Annotated in this window: 19 protein-coding genes and 1 pseudogene (1 of these 20 cut by a window edge); 14 read left to right on the top strand and 6 right to left on the bottom strand. The window is 71.9% G+C overall.

The window, feature by feature from the left end; all coding sequences use genetic code 11:
• Both CA12_RS01530 and CA12_RS01525 read left to right on the top strand, forming a co-directional pair.
• A protein-coding gene (locus CA12_RS01530; protein WP_145356915.1) for a glycosyltransferase crosses the window boundary here: on the top strand, positions 1-871 show its 3' portion. It extends 203 nt beyond the left edge of the window; only the last 871 of its 1,074 coding nucleotides appear in the window; its start codon lies off the left edge, out of view; the stop codon is at positions 869-871.
• 56 nt (positions 872-927) lie between these two features.
• Positions 928-2,676 (top strand): glycosyltransferase family 2 protein, encoded by a 1,749-nt coding sequence (locus tag CA12_RS01525; protein ID WP_145356914.1) that lies wholly within the window; start codon positions 928-930, stop codon positions 2,674-2,676.
• 286 nt (positions 2,677-2,962) lie between these two features.
• Here the strand turns inward: CA12_RS01525 and CA12_RS22925 are convergent, their stop codons facing one another.
• Positions 2,963-3,085: a hypothetical protein gene (locus tag CA12_RS22925; protein WP_261342388.1), complete on the bottom strand. Its 123-nt coding sequence runs from the start codon at positions 3,083-3,085 to the stop codon at positions 2,963-2,965.
• Between CA12_RS22925 and CA12_RS21765 the strand changes: the two genes are divergently transcribed.
• Together CA12_RS21765 and CA12_RS01515 are read left to right on the top strand one after the other, a co-directional pair.
• Positions 3,051-4,151 (top strand): hypothetical protein, encoded by a 1,101-nt coding sequence (locus CA12_RS21765; RefSeq protein ID WP_165700492.1) that lies wholly within the window; start codon positions 3,051-3,053, stop codon positions 4,149-4,151. The two genes, CA12_RS22925 and CA12_RS21765, sit on opposite strands and share 35 nt — an antisense overlap.
• A gap of 50 nt (positions 4,152-4,201) precedes the next feature.
• The gene (locus tag CA12_RS01515) at positions 4,202-5,035 is read left to right on the top strand and encodes a hypothetical protein (protein WP_145356912.1); all 834 of its coding nucleotides are present in this window, start codon (positions 4,202-4,204) and stop codon (positions 5,033-5,035) included.
• Here the strand turns inward: CA12_RS01515 and CA12_RS01510 are convergent.
• Together CA12_RS01510 and CA12_RS01505 are read right to left on the bottom strand one after the other, a co-directional pair.
• Complete coding sequence (locus CA12_RS01510) at positions 4,996-6,192, bottom strand: STM4014 family protein (protein WP_145356910.1); 1,197 nt, start codon at positions 6,190-6,192, stop codon at positions 4,996-4,998. The genes CA12_RS01515 and CA12_RS01510 overlap by 40 nt on opposite strands.
• Positions 6,189-7,145 carry an STM4015 family protein gene (locus CA12_RS01505; RefSeq protein WP_145356908.1) on the bottom strand — a complete coding sequence of 319 codons (957 nt, stop codon included), beginning with the start codon at positions 7,143-7,145 and terminating at the stop codon, positions 6,189-6,191. Before CA12_RS01505 ends, CA12_RS01510 begins: the two co-directional genes overlap by 4 nt.
• Positions 7,146-7,256: 111 nt before the next feature.
• On the opposite strand from CA12_RS01505, the gene CA12_RS01500 reads away from it, so the two are divergent.
• The 9 genes from CA12_RS01500 (at position 7,257) to CA12_RS01460 (ending at position 15,629) form a co-directional block, all read left to right on the top strand.
• Entirely contained in the window at positions 7,257-7,616 is a 360-nt protein-coding gene (locus CA12_RS01500; protein WP_207622104.1) for a hypothetical protein, read from the top strand.
• Between the two features lie 52 nt (positions 7,617-7,668).
• A complete protein-coding gene (locus tag CA12_RS01495; RefSeq protein ID WP_145356906.1) occupies positions 7,669-8,526 on the top strand; it encodes a DUF6745 domain-containing protein in 858 nt (285 codons plus the stop codon).
• Positions 8,523-9,386, top strand: coding sequence for an STM4013/SEN3800 family hydrolase (locus CA12_RS01490; protein ID WP_145356904.1), 864 nt, complete (start codon positions 8,523-8,525; stop codon positions 9,384-9,386). The genes CA12_RS01495 and CA12_RS01490 overlap by 4 nt, the downstream gene beginning before the upstream one ends.
• Positions 9,387-9,498: 112 nt before the next feature.
• The gene (locus CA12_RS01485; RefSeq protein WP_145356902.1) at positions 9,499-9,786 is read left to right on the top strand and encodes a type II toxin-antitoxin system TacA family antitoxin; all 288 of its coding nucleotides are present in this window, start codon (positions 9,499-9,501) and stop codon (positions 9,784-9,786) included.
• On the top strand, positions 9,779-10,348 hold the full coding sequence (locus tag CA12_RS01480; protein WP_165700491.1) for a GNAT family N-acetyltransferase: 570 nt from the start codon (positions 9,779-9,781) through the stop codon (positions 10,346-10,348). The genes CA12_RS01485 and CA12_RS01480 overlap by 8 nt, the downstream gene beginning before the upstream one ends.
• Positions 10,349-10,475: 127 nt before the next feature.
• On the top strand, positions 10,476-11,822 hold the full coding sequence (locus CA12_RS01475) for an STM4012 family radical SAM protein (protein ID WP_145356898.1): 1,347 nt from the start codon (positions 10,476-10,478) through the stop codon (positions 11,820-11,822).
• A complete protein-coding gene (locus tag CA12_RS01470) occupies positions 11,819-12,697 on the top strand; it encodes an STM4011 family radical SAM protein (RefSeq protein WP_145356896.1) in 879 nt (292 codons plus the stop codon). The genes CA12_RS01475 and CA12_RS01470 overlap by 4 nt, the downstream gene beginning before the upstream one ends.
• A 75-nt stretch (positions 12,698-12,772) precedes the next feature.
• Positions 12,773-13,723: an ATP-binding protein gene (locus CA12_RS01465; RefSeq protein WP_207622103.1), complete on the top strand. Its 951-nt coding sequence runs from the start codon at positions 12,773-12,775 to the stop codon at positions 13,721-13,723.
• Between the two features lie 52 nt (positions 13,724-13,775).
• Positions 13,776-15,629 (top strand): NHL repeat-containing protein, encoded by a 1,854-nt coding sequence (locus CA12_RS01460; protein ID WP_145356892.1) that lies wholly within the window; start codon positions 13,776-13,778, stop codon positions 15,627-15,629.
• A 78-nt stretch (positions 15,630-15,707) separates the two neighbouring features.
• Here the strand turns inward: CA12_RS01460 and CA12_RS01455 are convergent, their stop codons facing one another.
• Positions 15,708-17,069, bottom strand: coding sequence for a nucleotide sugar dehydrogenase (locus CA12_RS01455; protein ID WP_145356890.1), 1,362 nt, complete (start codon positions 17,067-17,069; stop codon positions 15,708-15,710).
• 59 nt (positions 17,070-17,128) lie between these two features.
• On the opposite strand from CA12_RS01455, the gene CA12_RS01450 reads away from it, so the two are divergent.
• Positions 17,129-17,518 (top strand): hypothetical protein, encoded by a 390-nt coding sequence (locus CA12_RS01450; RefSeq protein WP_145356888.1) that lies wholly within the window; start codon positions 17,129-17,131, stop codon positions 17,516-17,518.
• Positions 17,519-17,802: 284 nt separating this feature from the next.
• On the opposite strand, the pseudogene CA12_RS01445 reads toward CA12_RS01450, so the two are convergent.
• Together CA12_RS01445 and asnB are read right to left on the bottom strand one after the other, a co-directional pair.
• A pseudogene (locus tag CA12_RS01445) lies at positions 17,803-18,682 on the bottom strand (SIR2 family NAD-dependent protein deacylase).
• Positions 18,679-20,634 (bottom strand): asparagine synthase (glutamine-hydrolyzing), encoded by a 1,956-nt coding sequence (asnB, locus tag CA12_RS01440; RefSeq protein WP_165700490.1) that lies wholly within the window; start codon positions 20,632-20,634, stop codon positions 18,679-18,681. The pseudogene CA12_RS01445 and the gene asnB overlap by 4 nt, the downstream one beginning before the upstream one ends.

Here is a 20,634-nt window from a genome sequence, read left to right as displayed (position 1 = left end):
GGGGTTGGCCGGCGCCCCGGCGGTGGGGTTCTGCAACGACCAGTTCCTCGCCCACGCCCACCGGCTGCGGGCGCTGGGCTGCCCGATCGTGTGGGTCAACTGCATGACCTTTCTGTTCGAGCACGAGAGGCGGTTCTTCCAGGAGCACGGCCCGGCGGACGCGATGGTCTATCAGTCGGAGTTCCAACGCGGGCAGCTCGAACCGCAGCTCGCCCCGCCCGACGGAGCTCCGCCGGGGAACGGGCATCTCATCCACGGGGCGTTCGACGTGGGGGAGTGGGAGTTCCAGCCCCGGCCGCATGCTGCGGGGGAGGCGTTCTGCGTGGGGCGGCTCGCCCGGCCGGACATTGATAAGTGGTCCTCGAACACCTGGACGATCTACGGCCGCATCCAGTATCCGCACCGCCGGGCGCTGATCATGGGGGCGGACGAGCGGACCATGGACAAGCTCGGCCCGGCGCCGGGCTGGGCCAGCGTGCTGCGGCCGGCGGCGCTGCCGGTCTCGCAGTTCTTCGCCAATCTGCACTGCCTGCTGCCGGTCAACGGCGGCGCCCGGGAGAACTGGCCGCGGGCCGGGCTGGAGGCGATGGCCGCCGGGGTACCGATCGTCGCCCAGGACGCCTGGGGCTGGCGGGAGATGATCGAGCACGGCGTGACGGGGTTCCTGGGCGGGTGCGACGAGGAACTCGCCCATTACGCCGCCACGCTGGCCTATGACGAGCCGCTGCGACTCCGCCTCGCCCGGGCGGCCCGGGAACGGCTGGTCGAGGAGTTCGCCAATCCGGAGGTCCTCGCCGCCGCCTGGCTCCGCCTGTTTCAGTCCGTGACGAGCCCCGCCCCGGCCGGGACCGCCGCGGACCGTGATCGATGAGGCCGCCGACGAACCCTCCTGCCTGAGCCGTCCTGACCGTCCGAGCCGCTCCGCCGATGCCCGCCCGCCCCCCGAAGATCAGCTGCATGATGCCGACCTACGGCCGGCCGGCGTACGTGCACGAGGCCGTCTGGACCTTCCTGCGGCAGGACGATCCCAATAAAGAGTTGATCGTCCTCAACGACTGTCCCGGTCAGATCTACGAGTTCAACCACCCGGAGGTGCGGGTGTTCAACGAGTCGGAGCGGTTCGGCACGCTGGGCGAGAAGCGGAACCGCTGCATTGAGCTGGCCGAGGGGGATTTGGTCGCGGTCTGGGACGACGACGACGTCTCGCTGCCGTGGCGGTTGTCGTATTGCCGGGCGGAGCGGGAGCGGCGGGGCGTCTCCTTTTATCGGGCCGCCGAGTTCCTGGCCTACTGGGGCGAGAATTGGCTGCACGACAACCAAACCGTCCCGGGCTGGTGCTCGCACCCGACGACGTTATTTGCCAAAGAACTCTGGCGTTCGGTCGGCGGCTATCCGGCCCAGGGCGTCGGCGAGGACGCCGTGTTCTTTCAACGAGTGCACGAACGGCTGGGGGAGGAGCACATCGTCCACCCGATCGCCCCCGACGACCGCTTCCTCATTCTCCGCGGCAAATCGCGCTATCCGCATATGAGCCACGCCGGCGGACAGGGGGCTCTGGATACGACGCCGGGGCGGATCCGCATTGAACCGCAACCGATCGCCGACCCGCTGCTGTATAGCCATTACGTCGACCGCGTCGCCCGCCGGGGGGCGCCCGCCGAAGGCCCTGCGATCGTCGGCCGCGGCGGTCCGACCGGGCGGCCGGCGCTGTCGGTGTTAATCAGTCTGCTCAACCGGTCGCGGATCGTGGACGGCGGGGAGGAGCTGGCGTTGTTCCCGCACTGCGTGCGGTCGATCGCGGGGGCGGCGGCGGAACTGGCGGCGGCGGACGGGATTGGGCCGATTGAACTGGTCGTCGCCGACTTTTATTCGGACGACCGGCCGATCCTGGAGTGGCTGCCGGAGGCCGCCGGGCCGTTGGCCTGGACGCTGGTCCCGGTCGGGGGGGCCTTCTCCCGCGGTCGGGGCCTGAACCGGGCGGCGGCCGTCGCAGCGGCCGAGCGCCTGCTGCTCTGCGACGCCGATCTGCTGCTGACGCCGGAGATTCTCCGCCGGGCAATCGACGTCGTGGAGGAGGGGGGCGTCTGGTCACCGATCTTTCAATACCTCACCCGGGAGGGCGAGCCGGCCTATTGGGAGGACCGCGCGCACGGGGTGGTCGCCGTATCGCGGGCTCGGTTCGCGGAGGTCGGCGGCGTGCCGGAGTTCGAGAGCTGGGGCGGCGAGGACGATCTGTTCTACGACCGCCTCGCCCGGATCGGTCCCGTCGTCCGGGAGCGGGCGGAGGGCCTGCGGCATCAGTGGCACCCGGACCGCCTGCGGCACGTTCACTACCGCCGGGCGCCCGGGGAGGATTTTCAGGATTATCAACGGGCGTGCCCGGCGACCGCGGGGCCGGGCGCCGGGTCGGGGACCGGCGGCACCTATTACGGCGTGCACCCGCACTGGGCGGGGGAGCTCACGCTGTTCGCCGACGGCCGTTTCGTGCGGGCGGGAGCCCACGCGGGCGGTTACGAGCAGGTTCCGGGGCGGTCGCTCGTCCTCGCCTGGGACGACTGGCCCGCGGAACGGCTCGAATGGAACCCCGAGCGGGGCCTGTTTCAGTCCCCCGACGCGGCGTTCACCCTCCGCCGCCAGTCCGCCGCCCCGACCCCGCACGCTCCGGTATCCCGCTAAAGCATGGAGCGGCGGTCCGCCGCCGTCGCCCCGTCTGACCTCAACCCGTCTGACTTAAACCCGTCGTCCACATGCCGCACAGCAGTTCGAGCTCGTCCCCCAGCAGTTCGGGTTCGTCCTCAAGTTCGTACGTCCCGCCGGGCAGTTCTTCGAGTAGCTCGTACGTGCCACCGGGGAGTTCGTCCTCGAGCAGCTCCCATGTTCCTTCGCCGGGCAGCTCGTCCTCGAGCAGTTCGTCCTCGAGCAGTTCGTACGTCCCGCCGGGGAGTTCCTCGTCCAGCAGTTCCTACGTCCCGCGGCCGAGCAGCAGTTCGAGTTCTTCCTCCAGCAGTTCCCATTGGGAGGGGGGGGCTTTCGCGGCCGCGGCGCCGCGGATGGCGAGCCGCCAGACTCCCGGCGAGATCGTCATTCGGGACCTGTTCACCGGCGAGATCGTCTCGCCGCCGGGGGCGGGGGGGGCGACGGTGAAGGTCGTCGGGCAGCACGTCCGGCTGGCGGTGGAGGGAGCGTTTCCCGAAGGGGCCGCGATTCGGTGGCGGATCCCGCGGAACGACACCGACGGGGCGCCGGGGGCGGTGGAAGGCTATTCCGTCCGTTCGCCGACCGCCCGGTGCGAGCGGGCGGCGGTTTCGCCCCTGACCGACGCGGCGCTGCGGCGGCCGGTGATCGAGTTCTATTGGACCGATGCCGTCGCGGGGGCCGTGGCGGTGTCGGTGACCGCTCCGGACACGACCGTCTTCACCACCTCGGCCGCTTTCGAGGTGAAGCGGCCGACCTGCTCCGAGTTCCAGTTGCACGCCGCCGGGGCGGAGGCGATCACGTCCGGCACGGACGGGGACGGGCGCTTCTTCCTGCGCTACGGAGCCCCCCGCCACAGCCCCGGGCCGCGGGGGCTGTCCTTCAGCGTCACGGCGTCGGCTCCGGCCGAGTTCGCCGGGCGGTTCGGCGTCGTGCAGACGGTGCGGGCCGTCCGCGGGGAGACGGTGCAACTCGGAACCCACCTGCGGCGCCGGGAGTGGGACGACTCCGCCCGCCCCGGCGGGTTCGCCCTGGACCGACCGGAGGGCACGACGCCGTTCCTCGACGACGCGACGCCGTTCGCGGTCGCCGGCGAGACGGTCTTCCTCGCCGGTTCGTGCAGCCCGACGCGGGTCGGCGACGCCGCGGGGCAGGGGCTGCGGTATGACGCCGACGAGCAGTATCGGGGCGCCCTCCTGTTTCAGCCGCACCGGCAGAACGAGGGGGAACAGAACGTGTTCGTCACGCTGCGGGAGTACGAATGGGCCTGGCGGGGCGACGTCGAACGCCCCGCGACCGACGCCCCGTGGCCAACGATTCCGAACCGGGAGGCCCCGGCGCCCGCGGAACGGAACTCCGTCCGCCTGCCGGTCTGGGAAGGCCGGGCGGGGGAGGAGTGCGACCCGGCCGGGTGGGCGACGGTCGATTCCCGCCCCGGGCCGTTCGGCGCCGGGTGAGCCGTTCGCCCCGTCGTCGCGTCCCGTCGTCCCCCGCCGCAGTCTCGCCCGTGCCCGCCGCCCCGGATTCGCCCGTTCCGCTCCCCCGACGGATTCCGGACTACGCGGCGCTCGTCCGTTCGTTCACGCACCTGCCGTTCACGACGCAGCGGTCCGTGAACATCGGCGACGCGATCCAGTCCGTCGCCGCCCGGCGGCTGTGGGGCGTGGAGGCGACCGTCGAACGCAACGCCCCGCGGACGTGGACCGACGAGATGCACGTGCCGCTGTTCGGCTGGTACGGCGGGTTCCTCGCCCCCAGCCCGGCCCGCGTCACGCTGATCGGCCTGCACCTCAGCAGCTTCGCCCGGCAGGCGATCCGCGACCGGCCGCTCCTGCGGGACTGGCTGCGGGACGTCCAGCGGACGCAGGGGTTCCCGGCCCTCTGCCGGGACACCGGCACCCGGGATTTTTTGAGGGAACGGCAGATCGAGGCGGAGTTCGCCGGCTGCGTGAGCCAGACGCTGCCGCGGGCGACCGGCCCGCGCTCCGGCGTGTTGAACTTCGATAGTGCGTACGACCCGGCCGGCGGCGCCCCGCTGCACCAGAACTGGGCCTGCAAGTTCGACCCCACCGTCGCCTGGCTGACGGCCGAGGCGGAACGCCGGCTCGCCCTGATCGCCGCCGCCGCCCACGTGCACACCAGCCGGCTGCACGTCTATCTGCCCTGCTGCGCCCTGGGCACCCCGGTCACGCTGCACAAACCGCAGAAGACTTGGGAGCCAATCCGCTTCCAGGGGCTGGCGATCGACGTGGAGGACCCGGCGTACACCTTGGCGAGATCGGATTCGTTCTGTCGACCCGGTCAGCCGCCGGCGGCGACGGCGGCGACGGCGGCGATTTGAGCGGTGGAGGCGTCTTCGCCCTCGTCCGTCACGCCGGGGAGCAGGTCGCCGAAGGCGTTCACCTCCAGCACGGCGTGGGCGCGGCCGCCGGGGGCGATCAGCACGTCCTGGCCGGTTGTCAGCGTGTCCGGGAACGCCGCGGCGGTTCGGCGAACGGTGGCGAGAACGGCCTCCCACCGCTCCGGACCGCAGAGGGCTCGCACCGCGGCGGGGTCGCCCCGGCGGCCGCCGAGGTGCAGGTTCGTGAGGGGGGAACGAGCCGTCCGCACCACCGTGTGCCGCGGCCGGCCGCAGATCGTGACGATCCGCAGGTCGAACGTCGCTCCTTCCGCCGACGCTTTCGGCAACCAGCGTTCGACGTGCACGCGGTGCCGGGCGAGTTCGTCGATCAGGTCCCGCACGTCGTCCCGCTCGACGTACCGTCGGACGTTCAGCGAGTTGTAGAGTCGCAGCCCGCCCGGTTCGCCGCAGGAAGAGGGGCCGCGGACGATCTCCGCCGAGGTGATCGCCGACCACCCGGTCCGGCCCCGTTGCACCGCGACGACCCCGCTGGCGGAGGAGCCGTGGGCCAGCTTCACGAACGCCCGGTCGCAGTCCGCGGCGGCCATGCGGTCGGTCAGTTCGTCGAACCCGCCGACGGGGCCCGGGGAGAGGGCCGCAGGAACCGGCACGCCGGCCGCGGCGAGGCGCCGTTGGCAGGCGAGCTTATCGAACATGCACAGCACGCCCGCCGCCGGCGCCGTCCAGCGGACGCCCCGCCCGGCGAGCCGGCGGTCCCAGTCGGTCAGCGTCTCCCGCAGGCCGAGGAACCATTGCCGCGGGTGCAGGATCCGGCCGCGGTCCGCTTCCAGTCCGGCCAACGCCCGGCGGCCGAGCGTGGGCGAGCCCTCCGCCTCCGCCGCCTCAAGGCCGGTGGCGAGCAGCGCCCGCTCCACGGCCCAATTCTCGCCCGGCGAATCGACCCGCAGCACGGCGTCGGGGGGAACCTCCTCGATCGATCGCCGGCCGCTGAGCAGATCGAGCCACGGCAGCAGGAGCGCCGGCGGGGCGCCGCGGTCGGCCAGCGCCCGCTGGAACAGGGCGACGCGGCGGTTCTCCGGGTTGCCGACCAGCGCCCACCGGCGGGGCGGGGCGACGGTCGGGGACTCCGGCCTCACTCGCCGACGGCGACGTAGCGTTCCGGCGGATCGTTTCCGTACTGGTACGCCTCCATCACGTGCCGGGCGTCCAGTGCGCCGACCGCGGCCCGCAGCCGCTCGACCGCGGCGGGGCTGACGAAGTGGTGGCGGATGTCGAGCCGGTCCAGTTCGCCGATCCAGGCCGCCCCGGCCAGGGCGTCCGCCCCGGCGTCGCCGAGCGTGCCCAGCGAGAGGTCCAGCGTCGTGATCCGCCCCGGCCGCGGCCGACTGGCCAGCACGGCGGCGGTCTCGTCGGCCCGGTCGTCGTTCCGCAGGCCGAGGTGGGCGAGGCCGGCCATCAGCGGGGCGTCGAGCAGTTCGATCAGCACGTCGTCGGCGATCTCGTTCCCATAGCCCTCGTCGCCGAACCAGAGTTCGAGCCGTTCCAGCTTCGGCAGCCGGGCCGCGGCGACCTCCCGGGCCACGGAGGCCGGCATCCCGCCGCACTCGATCATCAGCGACCGCAGGTTGTCGTGGGAGGGCCGGCCGAGGCTGAGGTCGTTCGCCCCCCGCACCCGCAGTTCCTCCAGCGCCGGGAAGGCCCCGAACAGCGGCGAGAGGTCGGACTGATTGATCCAGGACATCTCCGTCTCCTCCTGGACGATATCCCCCAGGAACAGCGCCCGCAGGTTCGGCAGCCGGTCGCGGGCGGCGACGAGGGCCTCCACGGTCGCCTCCGAACTGCCTCCCTCGAAGGCCCCGCCCCACGGGCCGATCACCAGCGCCGTGATCCCCGCGGCGGCCGGGTCGTCCAGCAGGTCGGCGAGGCGGTCGGGGAACCCCTCCTGGTCGTCCCAATCGCAGCCGATCCGCACGGCGACGTCGCCGGTCGGCACGCCGCCGTCCTCCGCGAACTCGCGTACGGGAAGGCCGAAGAACTCCTCGACGTGTTCGTCGCTCGTCGGGAGCGGCCCGTCGTCCGACTCCGCCATGGCTCACGCTCCGCTGGGGAAACTGTGGGTGAACAGGGGGAACTGCAGAAATCCAAATCCGCCGATACGATCGGCGTTGCGGCCGCGAACGGCCACGGTACACTCGTTCACGTGCGCCGTCGAGCGGCGGCGTGCGACCAACTCCCGCACGAACTCCTACGGAGCGACGTCATGTGGCGGCACGGGGACGTCTTTCTACAAGCGGTCGAGGCCTTGCCGGACGGCGTGCGGAAGCTGCCGCACGTCACGCTGGCCCGCGGCGAATCGACCGGCCACTGCCACCGGATCCGCGAGCGGGGCGTGGCGGAACTGTTTTCCGCGCCCGGCGGCGACCTATACCTCCACGTCACCGGCGAGCAGGCCACGCTGGTCCATGAGGAACACGGGCCGATTGAACTGGGGCCGGGGCTGTACCGGTCGTGGATTCAGCGGGAGTACTCGCCGGAGCGGATCCGGCGCGTGATCGACTGACCGCCGCGGCGACCCCCGAGTTCCTCTCCCGTTCCCCCGGCCGAGAGCGCCGATGCAGGCCGTCACCTCCCCCGCCGCCCTGCGGGCCGGCGAAACCTATCGCTCCGTCGATCTGGCCGGGTCGGACGTCGACGAGTTACCGCCGGGCCTCACGGTGCGCTACGCCCTGATCCTGCGGGACTGCGTGCGGCTGGAGCGGTTGCCCGAGGGCTTGCGGGCCGGCTCGATCGACCTGTCCGGCTGCACGTCGCTGGAACGGTTGCCGGAGGGACTTTCAGCCTCGTTCCTCGACCTGACCGGCTGCGGCCAGTTGGAGGAGTGGCCGCAGGCGGGGGAGGTCTCCGTCGGCCGGCTGCGCATGCGGGACTGCCTCGGGTTCCGCAGCGTGCCGCCCTGGCTGGGGACCGTGGCCCAACTCGACCTGGCCGGGTGCGTGGGGATCCGGGGGCTGCCGGAGGGGTTGCAGGTCACCTCGTGGATCGACGTGGGCGGGACGAACCTGACAGGCCTGCCGGCCTCGCTGGCGAGCGTGGGGCTGCGGTGGCGGGGGGTGACGGTGGACGAGCGGATCGCCTTCCGCCCCGACGAAATCACCGCCGCGGAGGCTCTCGCCGAGCCGAACGCGGAACTGCGGCGGGTGAAGATGGAGCGGATCGGCTTCGACCGCTTCGTCGCCGAGGCCGACCCCAAGGTGCTGGATACCGACAGCGACCCCGGCGGCGAACGCCGCCTGCTGCGGGTCGATCTGGCGGACGACGAGCCGCTGGTGGTCGTCGCCGTCCGCTGCCCCTCCACCGGCGGCCAATACGTCCTGCGGGTCCCGCCCGACACGAAGACCTGCCGGCAGGCGATCGCCTGGACCGCCGGCTTCGACGACCCGTCGCAGTACGCCCCGCTGGTGGAAACGTGAGCGGGGCGGGGGAAGGGACGCCGCTCGACGCCAACGCCGAGATCGGCCGGCGGGACGTGCTGTTCGTCACGCTCGACACGCTGCGGTACGACGTGGCCGCGGGCGCCCTCGCCGACGGACTCACCCCCAATCTGACCGCGCTGCTGCCGGGCGGGCGGTGGGAGCGGCGGCACACGCCGGGCAGCTTCACCCTCGCCGCCCACCACGCCTTCTTCGCCGGCTTCCTACCGACGCCCGCAGAACCTGTTTCCGAGGGAGGGCGGCCGCACGAGCGGCTGTTCGCGGCCCGGTTCGCCGGCAGCGCGACGACCGGCCCCCGCACTTTCGTGCATGACGAGCCGACTTGGGTCGAAGCCCTCGCCGCCCGCGGCTACCGCACGCTCTGCGTCGGCGGGGTCGGGTTCTTCAATAAACAAACCCCGCTGTGCCGGACGCTGCCGGGGTTGTTTGAGGAAAGCTACTGGACCGAGGCGATGGGGGTGACGGGGCCGGACTCCACCGCGGAGCAGGTCCGCCTCGCCTGCCGTCTGCTGGCCGAGACGCCGCCGGACCGGAGGGCGCTGCTGTTTCTGAACGTCTCCGCGATCCACCAGCCGAACTGCCTGTTCACGCCGGGGGCGACGGCGGACTCCCCGGCCACGCAGGCGGCGGCGCTGGCCTACGTCGACCGCTGCCTGCCGCCGCTGTTCGACGCCCTGCGGATCCGCGGCGGGGCGCTGTGCGTGCTCTGCTCCGACCACGGCACCGCCTACGGCGAGGACGGCTTCGCCGGCCACCGGCTGGCCCACGAGGTGGTCTGGACGGTGCCGTATGCGGAGTTCCTGCTGGAGACGGCGGAAGTCAGACCGAACGCTTTCTGAACTCCTCCGCCCGATCCCTTTTTTACGCCGAAGGTCTCGTGTGGCAAACTGCCACCAGTGGTCGATAGGATGAACGCGACAGTGGTTCGCCCCATCCCGTTCGGAGGTTCCCATGCCCGCCGCCCCGACGGACGCCCGCTTGAGCGTGCGTCTCGATCAGTCGATCAAGGACGAGATTGCCGACGCCGCAGCACTGCTCGGCCAGTCCGTCAGCGACTTCACCGTCACGACCCTGCTTCGCCGGTCGAAGGAAGTAAAGGCTGAAGAAAGCGTCACCCGCCTGACGAATCGGGACCGGGATCTGTTCCGGTCGATCGTCGACGATGAGGCGGCGGAACCGAACGCGAAGTTGGCCGCCGCCGCCCGCGCGTTCGAGCGGCGGTACGGGACCGATGAGTGACGATACCAACGAACCGTTTCCGTGGAAGATCCGGCCGTTCAAGAAGGCGGACCACGATCGTTCCGCCTTCGACTGCGGCGTGCCGTCGTTGAACGACTGGCTCAAAAACAAGATGAGCCAATGGGAGAAGAAGGGCTTCTCCCGCACGTTGGTGTTGGTGAAGGACGGGGAGCGGGCGGTGCGGGGTTACTATGCCCTTTCGCCCCATACTGTCCTGCATGAGGCGCTGACGGAGGATCAGGGGAAGGGGCTGCCGATGGTGGACGTCCCCGTCGTCCTGATCGGCCGGTTGGCCGTCGATCAGACCTTGCAAGGCCAAGCGTTCGGCCGGGACCTCCTGCTCCACGCCCTTCGGCGCATTTATCGCCTTTCGCTGGCGATGGGCGTGAGGGCGGTGGAAGTCGACGCGATCGACGACTCGGCCGTACGGTTCTATCGGGCCTACGGATTCGAACCGCTCGCCGACCAGCCGCGGAAGCTTTACCTGCCGATCCCGGTCGTGAGAACGCTGTTCGAGAGCGGGGCGAAACCCCGTTCACCTCGGCGTTCTGCCGTTCCCTGACCGGTTGTCGACGACTACGACGACGAGTAGTTTCGACGCCCCGGTCGACAATCGTTTCTGATCGACGGCGGCTCCGGACCCGCCTTGATCGGTCCCAGAAGCTTGGAGGCGGCGAGGCTCCTTCAAGATGACGCAGAGTCCCCCGAACGAGCCCGACTCGCCGCACCCGCTGGACGCGGCGAACCCCTTCGTCGGGTACGCCTACAGCTATCCGCACAAGTCGGCGTATCGGACGCTCAACCCGCCGGTCCCGTTGGCGGAGGCGTGGGCGGGGGAGCGGCGGGACGGGCTGTTCCTGTACGCCCACCTGCCGTTCTGCGAGGTGCGGTGCGGGTTCTGCAACCTGTTCACGCTGGCGAACAGCGGCGCCGACCTCGTCGCCCCCTACCTGCGGGCGCTGCGGGCCGAGGCGGCCGCCGTCCGCGAGGCCCTGCCGGACGCCCGCTTCGCCCGCGTCGCCCTCGGCGGGGGGACGCCGACCTATCTGGACGAGCGGGAACTGGCCGAACTGCTCGAATTGCTCTCCGGCGTGCTGGGGACGGACGCCGGGGCGCTGCCGGCCTCCTGCGAGGCCTCCCCGGCGACGCTGACCGCGGAAAAGGCGAACCTGTTGCGGGCGTGGGGCGTGGACCGGCTCAGCCTCGGCGTGCAGTCCTTCGACGAGGCGGAGGCGAAGCGGCTCGGCCGGCCGCAACGCACGGCGGAGGTGCGGCGGGCGATCGAGCACGTCCGCGACGCCGGGTTCCCCGTGCTCAACCTCGACCTGATCTACGGCACGCCCGGGCAGTCGCTCGCCTCGTGGCTGCGATCGGTGGGGCAGGCGATCGAAACCGGGGCGGAGGAGATCTACCTCTACCCGCTCTACGTGCGGGAGTTGACCGGGCTGGGCAGGACCCACGTCGAACCGAACGACGGACGATTAGACGCCTACCGAGCCGCCCGCGAACGGCTGCTGGGGGAGGGTTACGAACAGCATTCGCTGCGGATGTTCGCCAAGCGGGCCGCCGACGGGGCCGACGTCGGGCCGGCGTACGACTGCCAGTCGGACGGGATGGTCGGCCTCGGCTGCGGGGCCCGGTCCTACGCCGGGGCGCTGCACTATTCGACCGAGTACGCCGTCGGCCGGGCCGGCGTGCGGGCGATCCTCACCGACTACGTCCACCGCGATCCCGCCGACTTCGCCGCCGCCCGGCACGGCCACCGCCTCGCCCCGGACGACCGCCGTCGCCGGTTCGTGCTCCAGGGCCTCTTGCAGAGCGGCGGACTGGACGCCGCCGCCTACCGCCGCCGGTTCCACTCCGAACCCCTCGCCGACCTGCCGCAATTAGTCGAACTGACCGACCGCGGCCTGGCCGCGTGGGACGGCGACCGGCTCAAACCGACGGCCGCGGGGCTGGAACGCTCCGACGCGATCGGACCGTGGCTTTATTCCCCGCAGGTTAATGAATTAATGGCGGGGGGGCCGGTGCGGTGAACCTGTCGTTCCTCTACCGCGGCACGCTGTCGAGCTGCAATTACGACTGCCCGTACTGCCCCTTCGCCAAGCACTGGGAGTCCCCGGAGGAGCTGGCGTCCGACCGGGCCGGGCTGGACCGGTTCGTGGAGTGGATCGCCGGCCGCACCGACGACGAAATCGCGATTCTGTTCACCCCCTGGGGCGAGGCGCTGGTCCGCAAGTGGTACCGGGAGGCGGTGACGTTCCTGTCGAACCTGCCGCACGTCCGCCGGGTCGCGGTGCAGACGAACCTGTCGGTCGACCCGCGGTGGCTCGCCGACGCCGACCCGGCGACCGCCGCCCTCTGGTGCACCTACCACCCCGGCCAGGCCGGTTCACCGGGAAGGGCGGGGCGGGCGGCGTTCCTGCGGCGCTGCCGGACGCTGGACGACCTGGGCGTGCGCTACAGCGTGGGCGTCGTCGGCCGCCGGGAACATCTGGCCGAGATCGAGACCCTGCGGACCGAGCTGCGGCCGGGCGTTTACCTGTGGGTGAACGCCGAGAAGGACGAACCCGGCCACGACGCCGCGGACCTGGTCGAGGCCCTGACGCGGATCGACCCGCTGTTCCCGACGAACCTCGCCGACCACCCCAGCCGCGGCCGGGCCTGCCGGACGGGGTGGGACGTCTTCACCGTCGACGCGGCCGGCGACGTGCGCCGCTGCCACTTCGTGGACCGGGTCATCGGCAACCTCCACGACGGCACCTTCCCCGCCGGCCGCTCCGGCGCCCCGTGCCCCAACGCGACCTGCGGCTGCCACATCGGCTACGTCCACCTGGAGCCGCTCGGTCTGCACGAAATCTTCGGCGACGGCCTGCTGGAACGCATCCCGGCGGGCTGGCCGAACCGCTGAAGCCGGTCCTTATCCCGAACACTCGCGGTACTGATCGAACCGGCGAGCCGCGACAGCCGGTGCGAGGGCCTGCGGGTGCAGGCGGCGGCCCCGGCGACGCCGGCCGGCCGGGCGGCGGCGGAGCAGTTTCTGGCCGCGGTCGGCGCGCGGGTCCGCCGTGGCGGGCGCTACCGGGGCAAGGCGCTCTCGCTGGAGGCCGGCGATCAGTACGAGGGCCTCGCCGGCGGGGTGACGGTGCACGCGCTGCCGGCCGTCTCGCGGGAGCAGGTGATCCTGCCCGCGGCGACGCTGGACCTGCTGGACCGCAACGTCCTCCGCTTCGCCGCCGACCGCCCCCGGCTGCGGGCCGCCGGCCTGCCGACGAAGAAGGGCCTGCTGTTCTACGGCCCGCCGGGCACCGGCAAGACGCACACCGTCCGCTACCTCGCCTCGGCGTTGCCGGGCTGCACGACGCTGCTGGTCACTGAGGAACAGGTCGGCCTGCTGGGTCAGTACGTTTCCCTGGCCCGGCTGCTGGCGCCGAGCCTGGTGGTGATCGAGGACGCGGACCTGATCGCCCGCGACCGGGAGTCGATGGGGAACGCCTGCGGCGAGTCGCTGCTCAACAAGCTCCTCAACGATATGGACGGCCTGAAGCCGGACGCCGACGTGCTGTTCGTCCTCACCACGAACCGGCCCGAAGCGTTGGAGGGCGCCCTCGCCGGCCGACCGGGGCGGATCGACCAGGCGGTCGAGTTTCCCCCGCCGGACCGTGAGGGCCGCGAACAGCTGATCCGCCTGTACGCCCGCGGGGCCACGGTGAGCGACGCGACGGTCGCCGACGCCGCCGGCCGCACCGAGGGCGTCTCCGCGGCCTTCCGGCGGGAGCTGATACGCCGCAGCACCCAGTTCGCTATGGAACGCACCGGCCCCGGCGACGGCTTGGACGTCACGACGCCGGACGTGGCCGCGGCGCTGGAGGAGTTACTGATCTCCGGCGGCTCGCTGAACCGCGCCCTGCTGGGCGCCGGCGACGCGGTCGCCTGAGCCGGTCGCCGTCTCGCGGGGGCGGAGGAGGGGCGTCATGCTCTGTCGTCCCGTGTCCTCTTCCGCCGTGTCGATGCTCTGTCCGCCCACGCACGTCTCGCCCGTTGCGGCGGCGGTTCTCGCCCTCTGCGGCGCACTGTCGGGCGAACCCGTGTATTGCGCCGAGGAACCGGACGTGGAGCCCATCATGTTGAAGCCGCTCGGATCGATCAGATTCGGCGTCGTCCCCGACCCCGGCCCGGTGCGGAACGTGGGCGGGTTTGACGTCGACGACCGCGGCCGGATCGGCTTCGTCCGGCATCGGGCCGGCGGACGGGAGACTCCGGCGTTCGTGCTGTTCGATCCCGCCGCGGGCGACGGCGACGAGGCCCTGCTGGACGTGACGCCCGAGGGGCTGGCGGAGATTCCACAGGCGGACCTCGTCGTCGCCTGGACCGGCGGGGACGGGTGGGTCGTCGCGGCCAGCCGGGGGATCCTCGACCCGGACGGGAACGAACCCGCCGTGACCTGCCGGGCGTGGCGGATCGACCCGACCGTCGAGCCCGCCGTAACGCCGCTGACGGGGTTCGCAGAGCCCGGCCTCTCGGCGATTCACGGGACCGGCGACGGCGGATTTGTCGCGGTCGCTTGGGATAATGTCGAAGGCTACCGAGATTGGCTCGTTCGTTGCGGGCCGGACGGCGGCGCTCGGTGGCGGGTCGAGGGGCCGCAGGGCGACCCGCCGGCGGCGTTCTCCCCGGAGAGCGTGGCGGTGTCCGCCGCGGGGCGGGTCGGCGCCGTCAGTCTGCCGTGGGAGGCGTGCCATCTGTGGACGTTCTCCCCCGACGGCCGCGTCCTCGGATGGATCGGGCTGGAAGGCCCCTTGGGGCGGGACGCGTTGTATTCTCCGCCCCCGCTGTCCGCCGGCGGGCCGATCGAAGAGGGGGGCGAGGACCGCTGGATCCTGAGAGACGGCGACGACTTGGTGCGGCTGGCCGGCGACCGGGCGGCGGGGCGGATCACGCCCCGGTTTACGGACGGGCGGGCCGTCAACGTGGGGAGCGTCGTGCGGGCCCCGGCCGACGGGCGGCTGTGGGTCTCCGAGGACCATTGCCTGTTGCGGCTGGACCAGAACGGCGTCGTCGACCGGGCGTTCGGCACGCTGCCGGACCCCGTGGCGCTGCGGGAGGTCGCCGGCGTGGCGGTGGGCCCGACGGGCAACCCGCACGTCGTCGACGCCCGCACCGCGGCGGTGCACGTGTTCGACCCGAATGGGGCGCCGCTCCGCGTGCTGACGCCCGACCCGGCGGATTTCGAGGGCGGGATCATGTTCCCGCAGCTCGCCTTCGGCCCCGATGATGCGACGTACCTCAAGCAGGGCAACGACGGTGCGGAGTTCGTCCGCTTCGGCCCGGGCGGGGACCGCGTCGGCCGGGTGAAGGCGGGGACGGAGTTCCTCAATACCTGGCTGTTTCGGCCGGACGGCGGACGCTGGGTCGTCCATCACGACACCGTTAGCCTGCTGGCCGCGAACGGCCGGCGGACCCGGACGATCGACCGCCGCCCGGACGGCGAGTTTCTCGGAACCCAGCCGGCGCCGGCGGTGTTCCCAGACGGGGGGCTGGCGCTGAAGGACGACGCCGGCACGCACCTGTACGGCCCGGACGGCGAACCGCTCCGCACGCTGGAGCTGCCGGGCGATAATTTGGCGTCGGTCGCCGCCGGCACGACATGGGTCGCGGCGGCGGTCGGCGGGGACGTGTTCCTCGCCCCGCGGGCCGGCGGGGCGGTCCGCGTCTTCACCCCGCCCCGCCGGCCGCGGGACCGCGGCAAGCCGTACCTCTCCCTGCACACCGACCCCGCCGGCCGCGAGCTGTGGATTCACCAGTACGCCGCCCGCCGGGTCGATCGCTACGCGTTGCCGTAGTAGCGCGGCGAAGGGGCGTTTCGGTCGGCGTCCAAACCGTTCGCCCCGTGTTGCCGGTGTTTAACAGGGCCGTTCCCGTTACGCCTTCACCACCGTACCGAGGCTTTCCAGCCCCCGGGTCGCCCCACGCGTGTCCACCACCAGCGGGGCGTGCCTTACCACGGTTTCGTAATCGACCGCCGCGTGGTCCGTGGCGATGAGGACGCAGTCCTGCCCCGCTAAGAACTCCGGGGTGAGCGATTCGCTGACGAGTTCCGGCGGGTCCGGGTAGTTCCGCTTGCCGCGGGGCATGCGGGGGACGTGCGGGTCGTGGTAGCTGAGTTCCGCGCCCAGTTCGTCCAGCCGGTGGAGCAGTTCGAAGCTGGGGCTCTCGCGGTGGTCGTCGACGTTCTTCTTATACGCCAGCCCCAGCACGCAGATCTTGCTGCCCCGCACCGGCTTGGTCGCGTCGTTCAGGGCCGTCACGACCTTGCCGACGACGTACTCCGGCATCGAGGTGTTCACCTCGCCGGCCAGTTCGATAAACCGCGTATTGAGCCCCTGCCGGCGGGCCAGCCAGGTGAGGTAGAACGGGTCGATCGGGATGCAGTGTCCGCCCAGCCCCGGACCGGGATAGAAGGCCTGGAAGCCGAACGGCTTCGTCTTGGCGGCGTCGATCACCTCCCAGACGTCGACGTGCATCCGGTCCAGCAGGACTTTTAACTCGTTGACCAGGGCGATGTTCACCGCCCGGTAGGTGTTCTCGAGGATCTTGCAGGCCTCGGCGACCTCCGGGCTGCCGACGGGGATCACCCGCACCACCGCGGACTCATAGAGGAGGCAGGCCAGCTCCCCGCTGAGTTCGTCCAGCCCGCCGACGACCTTGGGGATGCCGGCGGCGGTGTAGTCCGGGTTGCCGGGGTCCTCCCGCTCCGGGCTGTAGGCGAGGAAATAATCGTCGCCGGCGGTCAGGCCGCTTTCCGCCAGGATCGGCAGCAGCACGTCCCGGGTGGTGCCGGGGTAGGTGGTGCTTTCGAGCGCTACCAACTGCCCCGGCCGCAGGGCTTTGGCGATCGCCCGGGCGCTGCCCTCCACGTACGACAGGTCCGGGTCGCGGGCGTCGGTCAGGGGGGTGGGGACGCAGATTAAAAGCACGTCCGGTTCGGCCAGCCGGTCGAAGTCGTCGGTCGGTTCGAAGGCGTCCTCGCGCAGCCAGCGGGCGATTTTGGCGCCGGGCACGTGCTTGATATAGCTGCGGCCGTCCAGCAGGGCGTCTACCTTGGCCCGGTCGGTGTCGAAGCCGATCGTCTTGAACCCGGCGTTGACGAAGGCGTCCAACAGCGGCAGGCCGACGTAGCCCAGCCCGATCACCCCCACGCGGGCGGTGCGGTTCTGGAGGGCGGCCCGAAGGCCTGCGGCGGGGCAGTCGGCGGAAAGGCGGTCAGCGAAGCTGCCAGACATGAAACCGCTCTACGGAGGCGAAGGCTCAAAACGTTACCGTGGGGGCCGCACAGCAGGCCATGCTGCAAAAGCTCGCCGGCGCTTTTTCCGGCGGCACTCCGCCAAAACGACCGTCCCCCCCGGTACAGGAGGTCGAAGAGCAGGGCGAGCGCCCCGCAGAGCATAAACGCGACCCAGGAGACGACGGTCTTCTGCGTCAGCATCTCCTCACGGTTGAACGCGAGGAGACCGACGAAGGTTACGCCATAGGCCAGCAGTATGAAGGCGTCTCTGACGTTCAGCAGCTAACCCGCGAACTCGGGATGATAAACACTTCGTCGCCGGCGAAGAGGCCGAGGAGCAAGCTGAACGTCCACCACCAAAACGGCCGACCCCCAGTGCTGAAGGACGTCTCAAAGATCCGGCGGAGAAACTCGGTGTACGCGACCGACGCTCCAAACAGAAGATAGACCGCGGTCAGCACATCGCCCGCCTTCCCCTCCGCCGTCGGCTGGACTCCGGACAGCCTGAACCCTACGACGAGGGCGTACAACAGGAACGGCAGCGAATACGCTCCCGCGAGGCGACCGATTGCGATTCGTTGCATGGATCGGCCTCGGTGCGGCGGAACCGGAACACAGGATCTCGGGCGCATCCCAGAGCCGTGATCGTAGTCCCACAGCGGTTGACGCCCACAGCCCGTTGACGCTGCAGATCGCGTCGCCGTCCCCACGACAGATCCGAAGCCCGAGACTCACACGCGTTCGAGCTCACGCAACGCCGCATCGAGGCGATCCAGGGCGTCGAGAGCCCCGCACTTCAGCGCCACGCCCCCGGCCGGGACGGCGGCGTCTCGCGGGTTGATGCGGACGAGCCGGTCCGCCCGGCGTTCGCACTCGCGACGGACGGTCGCGATCGCGGTTCCGGCGCCGAGTTCGACCGCCGTCAGAGCCTCGCGGGGGAGGCCGTTTCGCCACGCCGCGTAGCGTCGCTCCTGGTCGTCGGTCCGGCCCGGCAGCCAGCCGGCGTCGCCGAACATCAGCACGTTCGGCCGGGCGAGCAGTCCGCAGCCGGGGCAGGTCGGCAGTTCGCCCTTGGCTCGACAGGTCTCGGCGTCGACTTCGACGGTCACGTCGTCCGCCGGCCAGATCGCGTCGGAACAGCGGACGAGACACTGGAGAAAGTGGATGGAGCCGTGACATTCCACGATCCGGTCCGAATCCCACCCGGCCTGCTGAAACTGCCCGTCGACGTTGCTGGTGAACACGAAGCCGCCGGCCGGCGCCGCCGCGGCCCACTCGGCGAGCAGGCCGAACCCGGCGTGCGGCGTCGTGGTCCGGTAGAGGTTCAGCCGATGCCCGTAGAACCCCCCACGCCCGGCGGGGATCCTCGCGGAACCATCGCGGGTCTGCCATCTGCTGGAACGAGACGCCGGCCCGCCCCAGCGCCGGGTAGGCCTTCCAGAATCCCTCCGGCCCGCGGAAGTCCGGCAGGCCGGAGTCGACGCCCATCCCGGCGCCCGCCCCCACCAACAGACCGCCGCAGTCACGGATCCATTCGGCAGCGGTCCGGACGAACGCCGGCGCGGGGGGCCCCGGCGCCGGGGCCCGCGGCGGTCCTGATGGCGGACTCATCGCCGCAACCACCCCGCGAGGACCAGCACCGCCCACAGCGGCTTGCCGTATCCCGCCCGGCCGGCGCGGTGGGCCTCCCAGACGCGGCGGACGCCGTCCCGGTCGAGCACGCCGTCGAGGGCGCCGGCGGAAAAGACCGTCTCCTCGAACCGCTCCGCCAGCGGGCCGCGGAGCCAGGCGTCGGTCGGCACGTCGAAGCCCCGCTTGGGCAGCCGCCGGACCGCCTCCGGCAGCAGGTCGCCGCAGGCCTCGCGGAAGATCGTCTTCGTGCGGCCCGGCCCGGCCTTCAGGTCCGAGGGGATCGTCGCCGCCAGTTCCAGCAGTTCGTGGTCCAGCAGCGGCGGGCGGGCCTCCAGCCCGCGGGCCATCGTCGCCCGGTCCACCTTCACCAGGAAATCGTCCGGCAGCAGGACCGCAGTGTCGCAGGCCAGCATCCCCCGCAGCGGGTCGGAGAGAGAGTCCGCCCCGTCGTGCCGGTAGGCGGCGGCGTACGCGGCCGCGAGTTCCTGTTCGGCCGTGGCGCCGGCGAGTTCGGCCCGCACGTCGGGGTGCAGCAGTTCGCCCCGCAGCGGCGGGCGGCAGAGGCCGAGCGTGTTGGCGAACGCCGCGGCGGGGTCGGCCGCGAGGTTCGTCAGCGTCGACTTGAGCCGCAGCGCCCGCGGCAGACCGCGGCCGCGGGGCCACGCCGCCGCGATCGGCCCCAGCCCCGCCCGCAGCGCGGGCGGCAGCCGCCGACGCACGGCGGCCTCGCGCAGGTCGTGGGCGTAGCGGGCGTAGCCGCCGAAGGCCTCGTCCCCGCCGTCGCCCGTCAGCACGACCTTTACGCCGCCCGCCCCCGCGGCGGCCGCCGCGACCGCCAGCGTCGGCACGGCGGAGGGGTCGGCGAAGGGTTCGTCGTAGTGCGTCAGGACCCCGTCCAGCCCGCCGTCGGCGTCCGCCCGGACGACGCGCTCGGCGTGGTCCGTGTCGTACCGCTCGGCGATCAGTTTGGCCGCGGGCAGTTCGGAGAACCCCCGCTCGTCGAACCCGACTGAGAACGTCTTCAGGCGCCCCCCCGCCTCGCGCAGCCCGGCCGCGGCGTGGGCGACGACGGCGCCGCTGTCCAATCCGCCCGACAGGAAGGCCCCCACTGGCACGTCCGCCACGAGGTGCGTCCGCACGGCCTCGGCGACCTTCGCCCGCACCGCCTCGACCCACTCCGCCCGCGATTTGGACAGGTCCGGCCGGTATCGCAGTTCCCAGTACCGCCGCGGCGGCGGCAGTTCGCCCCGCTCCAGGTCGCCGGGGGAGACGACCAGCGTGTGCGCCGGCGGCAGCTTGGCGACGCCCCGGAAGATCGTCCGCGGCCCCGGCACGCAGCCCAGCGTCAGGTACCGGTCGACCGCCGCCGGGTCCAGCTCCCGCGGCGCCCCCGCCGCCGCCAGAGCGGTGAGCTCCGAGGCGACCCGCAGCCGTTTCCCGCCGCGGTCGTGATGCAGGTAGACCGGCTTCTGCCCGACCCGATCCCGGGCGAGCAGCAGTCGCCGCCGCTGGGCGTCCCACAGGGCGAAGGCGAACATCCCCCGCAGCGGCGTGCAGACCGCCGCGCCGTACTCGTCGTCGGATCGCTCGGCGTGCTCGGCGGCGAGGTGCAGGAGGGTCTCGGTGTCGGACGCCGTGCGGAAGGCGTGGTCGCGGCCCTCCAGGTCGGCCCGCAGTGCGCGGTAGTTGTAGATCTCCCCGTTGAAGGCGACCGCGAACCGGCCGTCGGCCGACCGCATCGGCTGGTCGCCCCCGGCGAGGTCGATGATCGACAGCCGCCGGTGCCCCAGGCCGACGTGCGGCTCGGCGTAGCGCCCTGCGCCGTCCGGCCCCCGGTGGGCCAGGGCGGCCGTCATCCGGTCGAGCGGCGAACCCGCTCCTGCGGGCGGGATCGACGGGTCGGCGGAGAGCAGGGCGGAGAAGCCGCACAC

The organism is Alienimonas californiensis (assembly GCF_007743815.1).
GTDB lineage: Bacteria > Planctomycetota > Planctomycetia > Planctomycetales > Planctomycetaceae > Alienimonas > Alienimonas californiensis.
The sequence above is the reverse complement of the archived record's forward strand: the minus strand, read 5'-3'. Positions and strand labels throughout refer to the sequence as shown.